The 6,825-nt window shown below is 52.0% G+C and carries 6 protein-coding genes and 1 pseudogene; all 7 read right to left on the bottom strand.

Annotation, left to right across the window (positions count from 1 at the left end; translation table 11 throughout):
* Positions 1 to 139 precede the first annotated feature (139 nt).
* Positions 140 to 367, bottom strand: a pseudogene (locus LLF79_RS26590) (SAM-dependent DNA methyltransferase); the annotation flags it as partial.
* 106 nt (positions 368 to 473) lie between these two features.
* On the bottom strand, positions 474 to 1,406 hold the full coding sequence (locus LLF79_RS26585) for a DUF1281 domain-containing protein (RefSeq protein ID WP_032742903.1): 933 nt from the start codon (positions 1,404 to 1,406) through the stop codon (positions 474 to 476).
* Between the two features lie 105 nt (positions 1,407 to 1,511).
* Positions 1,512 to 2,498 carry an ArdC family protein gene (locus LLF79_RS26580; protein ID WP_032742901.1) on the bottom strand — a complete coding sequence of 329 codons (987 nt, stop codon included), beginning with the start codon at positions 2,496 to 2,498 and terminating at the stop codon, positions 1,512 to 1,514.
* Positions 2,499 to 2,598: 100 nt separating this feature from the next.
* Positions 2,599 to 3,246, bottom strand: coding sequence for a hypothetical protein (locus LLF79_RS26575; protein WP_032742899.1), 648 nt, complete (start codon positions 3,244 to 3,246; stop codon positions 2,599 to 2,601).
* A gap of 81 nt (positions 3,247 to 3,327) precedes the next feature.
* Positions 3,328 to 3,693, bottom strand: coding sequence for a hypothetical protein (locus LLF79_RS26570; RefSeq protein WP_032742894.1), 366 nt, complete (start codon positions 3,691 to 3,693; stop codon positions 3,328 to 3,330).
* A 95-nt stretch (positions 3,694 to 3,788) separates the two neighbouring features.
* Positions 3,789 to 4,148, bottom strand: a complete 360-nt coding sequence (locus LLF79_RS26565) for a hypothetical protein (protein WP_040118087.1) — start codon at positions 4,146 to 4,148, stop codon at positions 3,789 to 3,791.
* Between the two features lie 656 nt (positions 4,149 to 4,804).
* Entirely contained in the window at positions 4,805 to 5,704 is a 900-nt protein-coding gene (locus tag LLF79_RS26560) for an integrase domain-containing protein (protein WP_032742891.1), read from the bottom strand.
* Positions 5,705 to 6,825: the final 1,121 nt, after the last annotated feature.

The following is a 6,825-nucleotide window of genomic DNA, read 5'->3' as shown; positions in this document are numbered from 1 at the left end:
CATCAGGCGCGGAACTCATCAAGGCGCGGGAATAAAATCCCATTCAGACGCCGGATAGATTCAAGCAAGCCAACTTGTCGTCAAAATCGGTGTTGCAAAAACGGGAGTGACCATAGATTCCGTTTTCCAAGCGGACCCCAACAACGTGGGCCAGCAGCTGCGCCATGCGCGTAACGTCCTCCTTTTCGTATCCACCGACTGTACGCAGATACTTTTGCTCCCGCACTTCACTGAAGTGAAGCCGGTTTTCCAGCGCGATGACGCTGCAGCTGATGAAGTCTTCAAACACTTTGAACCGGTGGTGATACCGGGCCGTCTGACTGAACAACTTAACAAAGGCTTTTTCGTGGTTAATCATGCCAGGCATGCGCTTCTCCATAAAAAAGGGGACGCGCACCCTGACCAGGGGACATGTCCCCTGAGGGTAAAAAGCCACGGCAGTGCCGTGGCAGGGTTAACGTAGGAGCAGGCTTTTACCCCCGGACCTCACGATATGATGTAGCGTCCTGAGCCGGTGAATCGGGCTCATCGCTGACCAGATAAAGCACCTGACCGGGCTGAGGTGCGCCGGACGCGCCTTTGTGCCCGTCGACATGTTCACCGCCGTCATAGCAGTCGTAACCGCTGAGCCCGCTTACGGGCTCGCTGTAGCTGTGACGCACCTCGCAGTCAAACACCGCGGAGATTTCCCCGACAACCTCACCTGACGGCGGAAGCCAGGGCGTATCCATCTGCAGCGTAAGACTGTTTGGCGTATGCCGCTGCCAGCTGACATTGTGCCCGGCCGGCCACTCCATGCCGTACTGCCGGCAGTAGAGGCTGGTTGTGGTCGACACACCGGACATCAGCCCACCGGCACCGTTCAGCTCTGCAGCCAGCCGGGAGGGTATCACGGCCAGCATGTCGCAGGGCTGCGAGCGCTCAGGATACTGGCTGAGCCGTTCCCAGGCAGCCGCGGCATCAGACTCATCGCCGGCGCTGACCAGACCAAACCAGTCGGTGTATTGCCGGATAATCAGTTCTGCCATAACGTCACGGGATGAGACGGGGATGTTTTCCCATTTCAGCGCCCCCAGGCCTGACTGGTGATACAGCCGGTCAATGACCCGGATGGTTTCCGCATCAAGAACGGCATCCGTCAGCAACAATGCCAGCCAGTTTTCAAACGCCTGGTTAGCCGCAGTGGAAAGCCCTGTGCCTGCACGGACCAGCCCCTGAAAGGGCGGATACGACGTGGTGCGCACCGGCTTAAGTATCCCCGCCGCACCGGCCAGAAAAAGCTGTATGCTCTGCTGCACGGCGTGGCGGTGACGCGGGGCGTCAGTCCCGTTTATCCACTGCAGCATGACATCGATACAGACGGGCTTACCGGTAATTTCCAGGCGGTTATGACACCATTCGGACATAGTGAATACTCCTCTTTCATAAAAAAAAGAGGACACAGCCCCGTGAGGAGCCGTGTCCTCACGGGACGGTGACAGTTACGGAATAACCACCACCGGATAAGTTAATTACGCCGCCACAGTCTGACGTCCAGGCAGTGCCAGCAGGTATTCCGACGCTTCCCGTGCATGCCGGCAGGCGCGGAACAGGGCCTTTTTGTCAGATTTCAGCACCTTGAGCCAGTGGTCCACATAGCTGTCGTGCTGAACCTCACCGGACACGCCGAGCTGAGCACACAAAAACGCACTGCCCATTTCGGCAATGAGCTCTTCAAAGGCATACACCGGGTCCCCGAACTGGCGGGATGAGGATGTTATCCCCTCCCGGTTAAGTCGCTTTGTATGACCGGTACTATGTACCAGCTCATGCAGCAGCGTGGACCACCAGTCCGCTTCCGTAAAAAACTGCCCTGCCACCGGCATCACAATTTCATCCGTCAGCGGGCGGTAATAAGCCCGGTTCTGAGGCAGCATCCGGTGTTTAACCCCTGTGGCGTTAACCATCCGGAGCACCCTGTCCATCACGTCCGGACTGAGTATGCCGTCCTCATCCACCGCCGGCGGTTGCTCAGGTGAAGCCGCAACCTCTGCCGGCAACCCCTCACACTGCTCAGCGTTGAACAGCTGCAGGGGTTTAAGCATCGGCACGGTTTCCGTCAGCGGTTTGCCGTCGCTGTCATAAAGGCGGTTGCCCTCGCGGTCCTCCGCCTGTTTCGTCCAGTCCTTATAAACCACCGCCAGGGTGGCTTTCTCACCCTTTCGCACCTGGCCGCCGGCCTGCTGCGCCTGCCGGTAAGTCAGCCAGCGGTTATTGCGAAAACCCTGTTCTTCCGCTGACATCCAGAGAAGCAGGACATTCACACCGCTATAGTGACGTCCGGTTGTGGCATTCAGGGGCAGACCGGCCAGACCGCTGCCGGCAGCCGCGCGCCACGGCTTACGCCAGGGCGCGACGCCGTTTTCCAGCGCGACAACGATACGGTCGGTTATCTGGCGATAGAGGTCAGTGTGTTTTGCCGGACGGCGGGCCGCCTTACGTGAAGTCGTTTTTTTCATGAGATATACCTTTAATCAGAGGCATACCCCTGCGCCGGCGGGCGCAGAGATACGCCCGTCGACGGGAAAACTCACCTGGGGGTGAGCGAAAGAGAAAAGATTACGGCGCGTCAGTTCTTTCAGTGACGCGCTTCAGTTCGTACAGATGAAATTCCGCCAGCACGAAGGCATTCCAGTCCTCACTGCTCAGCACCCGCTCACCACCGGAGAGCAGTTGCAGCAGCAGGGAATCAAACGCCCCCTCACTCACCGGCGTTTGCAGTACCGGCTGAGGCGTGGTCAGTGACGACTGCTCAGGCAGGCCAATATGACGCTCAATCCAGCGTAACGGTATTGCCCAGCTGCGCCCTTCGTCAGAAGAATGTATCCGGAAGCTGCCCGGACACAGGTTGTGCAGCAGGACCATCACAACACGCGCAAAGAAATCGCAGGGCTGATGCTGAAAATCCAGCTCCTGAATACTCAGCGTATTGTTGCTGCGCTCGCGCTCAATGGTCATGTTGACCGGCCAGAAACTGCCGCCTGAATCGCCACAGAACGCCATGACATCAGCAACCGGAAACAGGTCAGCCGCGCGATTAAGCGACGGCAGATACATATTTCCCGGACGCAGACGCACCGGCAGTTGCCAGAACGTTTCTGTTACGGCCAGAACGAAAGCATGCCAGTGACGTAACGGAACCGTGCTGACGTGCTCAATGGTATAAACAACCGACATGGAAGCCGGGGAAGAAGACAGGTCTTTCATTGATAAATCCTCCGCAAAGAAAAAAAGGGGGATTTATCCCCCGGACGGGAGCCAATCCCCGTCAGGGTGTGTTCTGTCTGATTACATCATTTCTAGGGCTGCGATAGCTTTGTCGCCACAGGCCTCATCCTGCCCGCGGGCCACAGCCTTCTCCCAGAAAGGACGGTTAATTTCTTTACCGAGACTGTCAAGGGTGCAGAGAATTTCTCGGGCAGTCGCTGGCAACGGTGGAATATCACCGTCCCTGAGAAAACAGACAAACCAGCCATAGGCTGTGCCGGCGTTAATGATGGCATCTTCCAGATACGTCAGTTCATTCGGTTCATCCCGCTCCGTATGAAGGTCGAGACGCTGAAATGCCCTGATGCTCAGAAGTTCACTCTCAAGCAGGCAAAGCCAGCTGAGCGTGTCCAGAGGTGTCTTAAGTGTGCAAACGTCTGCGTGCATGGGTCTATCCTCAGTTAAATAACGGGATATCCCCTCCGACGGAGAGATATCCCCGTCAGGGTCCACAGTATTAGCCAGCTGAAATTATCAGCCGTTCAGTTCAGTGCATATAAAAAACGATAGCGCAGGTGTGCCAGGTGCTGTACCTGTCGGCAGGCATAAAGGTATGTGTTTCGACGACCTGTAATTCCCTCCGGAAAGGAAACTGACAGGCGGTGAAAAACATACCCGGCGCGGTGGCAGCCGGTACGGACGGTAAGAAAGACGTTAACGCCCTGGTCTTTGCCAGTGGTGATATGCGCACGGACGGCATAATTTCCCGAGCCGTTGACATACCAGCCGCTGTTGCGATGCAGATAAATGAAAGATTTTAGTCTCCGGGCAGCTGCGTCAGCAGACTGCTGAAGTTGCGTAAGAAGGTATTCAGGGAAAACCGCAGAAGAAATGACAGGCATTGTGTTTCTCCATAAAAAAGGGAAACACCTGCCCGACCGGGAAGTGTTTCCCGTCGGGGAGTCAGAAAAAACAACATTCTGACTGTCTGGTTAGTACAGAAGGAACCTTCATCGCCGCGTCATAGTGCGCTTACACAGACGATATCTGCTTTCAAAGGTGTGCAGATTTACCAAAGTTTGCTCCCTTTCAGGTTACAGGAGCTTTCGCTGTAGCCACCCGAAGGCGATTCTCACAGGCTACTGAATCATTAGTGGTTGCAAAAGCAACATATAAGCCTGCTCATTTTCAGAGCAAATGGAGCTTATGTCAACTGTGGTATCAAATGGGTCACCCATAGTATGCTCAGGGCAGTAAACAACATGATGCTGGACATGCCAGCCGCAATTGCTCGTAAATATTATCAGGATCGCCTTATGAGGCAGATAAAAAGGAAAAAGGAAAAAGACAGGGAAAGGCTGGCACACAAAGAAAAAATATAATTTAACAAGAACTCTTCGTAAAAAAACGAAAAATAAATAAACGAAATAACAAGGCTCGCTGGCATATGACCCATAACAGTTATTCGGGCATGTAAATATACCGGTTGACATTTAAAAAAGCCGCAGTCCTGAATGAACTGCGGCGCTACGCCCTGAGAATTTATTAGCAGAAAAGTTTATTCAGCCTCTCCACGAAAATAAACCTGTTTAATATAACGACCCCGACCATCTCCATGCCCCAAATCCATAGAGACTAATGCTTCAGCTTCGTCGCGGCTCATTCCATTTTTAATATGATGATTTACAGCATCACGTGAATAAGCGTAACGCAAACTATGTGGGGCATTTTTACCATTCATCCCTGCCTCTCGTACAATATTTCGGTAACGATCTATTGCAGTATGCAGAGAAGGTTTATCAATCAGTTTTCCGTTATGTTCACTGACATAATGAATTGCCTTATCAAGAATTGATAAAACTTTTTCACGATTGAAAACTGTTGTCTCTCTCGGCCGCCCACCTTTCGTCCCAAATACAACGCGAACACGTTCATGATTATTAATCAGTGCCTGCCTCCATGTCTTTAAAGACTTTGCAGACTGCACGGTTTCTTCTGTTCTCAATCCGAGATATCGGGAAAGTTGCACAGCAAGAGCAACGCCTTCATCTTTTCTTTGAGCAAAACTGACCACAGCATTAAGTTTTTCGTCTGTAATAGGAAGTTTAGTTCCATCCCGGTTAGCACCAGAAATACCGAGCGCCTGATTACTCAGGTTAATGTGACTGGGATCGGCCAGTTTATTTCTTCCTGCTGATAATAAAACAGAACGGATAGCAGACATCTCATTCTGTAACGTCCTTAGAGACAAATTGTCTGCCTTCCTGCTCTCAATATACTTTTCAATATGGGAAGTTTTAATATGTTTTACGTCCCTGATCTGAATATTCAGTTCAGACAAACGTTCAGAAAACCGTTCTGCAATTCGTGAACGGTCAGCCACCGTTTTATAACTTCCCCTCCCCTGACGAGCAAGAGTGACGAGTTGTTTGCACAGCTGTTTACTGAATCTGGACATTTAACTATCTCCAAAGGCATACACGTCCCTCTGCTTGTAAAGAAGCAGACGGAACTGTAGACCAGCAATTCATTCCCCGACGACACGGTTGCTTTTGCGCTTCCTGCGTCTCGACTGGTATCTGTGCATCGGGGCGGCGAATTGTTGAGTTCTTGCGAGGCACCCCAGATCTCTGATCTGTTTGCTGCTTATGCAGAGCTGACTGACGTCAAGCTGCCTCCAACACTACTGCTCGTAGTGTCGCCATCGATACCGAGTCGATTTCCTCCTTACTGATAGTTGAACGTTCAGACGGCCTCCCGTCGTGCTTACGTTGATGTGAAAGTGAGTTTAATACCGTACCGACACGGACAACATGTTGGTCAGATGGTAGTAAAACGTTGAAAACCACGTCGTACGTGGGTTGAGACGTTATGCGCTGCGCGCGTCACTTGGTAGTGTCTTCGCCACTTCACAAGTGACGCCGCGCAGCTTCGTGCTCCTAATGCAACTCCGTAAGCGGCCAAATGTACCAAATGGCCTTATCCGTCGATGCAAAAGTCGTACGAAACTCAGGGCGTATCACTGCAAATGAGAAGACGTTGAACTGATGCCGTTCACAGAACGGAAGTGAATTGAAACTGGCAGATTTGCTACACAGTAAACCTTCATCGCCGCGTCATAGTGCGCTTTCATAGACGATATCTGCTTTCAAAGGTGAGCAGATTTGCCACATTTTTCATGTACTCCCTTTCAGGCTTAGAGAGTTTTATTGTGCAGTCACCCGAAGGCGCTCCTCACAGACTGCCGGAACATTGGTGGTCGCAGCTTAAGTGCGACTGTAGCCACCCGAAGGCGCTCATCACAGGCTACAAGAGCATTGGTGGTCGCCAGTGCGACAGTACAACAGTTTGATAGTACCAACAGGAAAATACGACGTCAAATGGATGTAGACATCGTTTTTTGGGTGAGTAATATGTAGGGAAAGTGCGAACAAGTCACCCAATGTAGGTCGTGATCGATACTATGCAATGTCTGTCTATTTTTTACACTCTAATTTTCCGGTTTTGAGCAATATATTGCCTATTCAGGCCAAATTTAGCCTTTTAGCTGGGTTATTACCAGATTTTAGGCGGATTTAG

Source organism: Enterobacter cloacae complex sp. 2021EL-01169 (assembly GCF_020733125.1).
In the GTDB taxonomy this organism is placed as follows: Bacteria; Pseudomonadota; Gammaproteobacteria; order Enterobacterales; family Enterobacteriaceae; genus Enterobacter; species Enterobacter roggenkampii.
This window is presented reverse-complemented; position numbering and strand designations above follow the sequence as displayed.